This window comes from Moorena sp. SIO3H5 (assembly GCF_010692395.1).
Classification (GTDB): domain Bacteria; phylum Cyanobacteriota; class Cyanobacteriia; order Cyanobacteriales; family Coleofasciculaceae; genus Moorena.
Window position 1 is genome coordinate 1 of record NZ_JAAHHS010000797.1, and the last position, 1151, is coordinate 1151.

Annotated in this window: 1 protein-coding gene; it reads right to left on the reverse strand. The window is 48.2% G+C overall.

Annotated elements, in window-relative coordinates:
- Positions 1-138 precede the first annotated feature (138 nt).
- The gene (locus F6K52_RS36595) at positions 139-966 is read right to left on the reverse strand and encodes an IS5 family transposase (protein ID WP_293090177.1); all 828 of its coding nucleotides are present in this window, start codon (positions 964-966) and stop codon (positions 139-141) included.
- Between the last annotated feature and the right edge of the window lie 185 nt (positions 967-1151).

Genomic DNA, 1151 nt, shown 5'->3' on the forward strand with positions numbered 1-1151 from the left:
GTGCCACTTCGGCCTTAATCTGGGCGACTTCATCGGAGGAGTATCCTGCTTGGGTAAATTCGTTAGCTAAGTTGGCATAGGCCCGAACTAGGGCGGCTACATACTAGACCTCTTGCAAATTAAATTTCCCGGGTTATCTCAAGCTGATTGGGCATACTCTTGGTTGTAGATCGCTGCAATCAGATTGCAGCGTAATCCAAAGCGACGACGACGATTGCGATAGCGTCCCGATAAGATACGGAAGACCTTTAAGCGAGCATTGACGTGCTCAATCGCAATACGCTTTTTCGAGAGGGCGCGATTGTAAGCTTTCTGCGCTTGTGTTAATTGCCCCCCCTTCGGTTTTTTCTGGGGCAGTTCACTGTTGTCATGGAGCTTCTGTATGCCTTGATATCCCTTATCCACCAGGCTTTTGGTGTCAGGATGAAAATGGACCCCAGAGGTCTTAAACACCTTGAAATCGTGTTGGCGTCCCTTGCCGAAAAAGGTACACACAATCGCACCCGTCTCTGCATTCATGATCAGTTGGCATTTGAGGGTATGCCCCTTTTTCTTACCAGAGTAAAATTGCCGCTGCCGCCGTTTTGGCCGTTCTATTGGCGTCTCGGTCACATCCATAATCGTCACCGTGATCCCCCCCTGAAGTAACACCTTCTTTCCGGGAAGATGAAACATTTGGGACTTAATCAAAGTATCCTCAACCCAATGAACACAGCGACACACCGTTGATTCACTCACCCCCCAACTGCTCCCAATATGAAAATAAGTGCGATATTCTCGCCAATACTCCAAGGTCACCAACACCCGTTCTTCGAGGTTGAGTTTGGGTTTAGGTCCAGGTTTCGGGGTCGGTCGCCACTGAGACTTAAGGCAATCGAGCATCTCAATAAAGGTGGTGCGTTGAACGCCAAAACGACGCTTAAATCCTTCATCAGAGAGGATATACGCTATAGTGCAGGTTAACATCAGGAGTTTAATAGTATTACGATATCCTGATGTTTTCTTATTTCCCCTACTTTTGGCAAGAGGCACTATAGCTAATCTGCAAGAGGTCTTTTGTGGATGATCCGATGGTGATGGAGGGCGTGGAGAATATCAGCGAGTTGAGTGGCGATCGCCAAAACCTCAGCCACATCAAGGGGCTGCTGTTG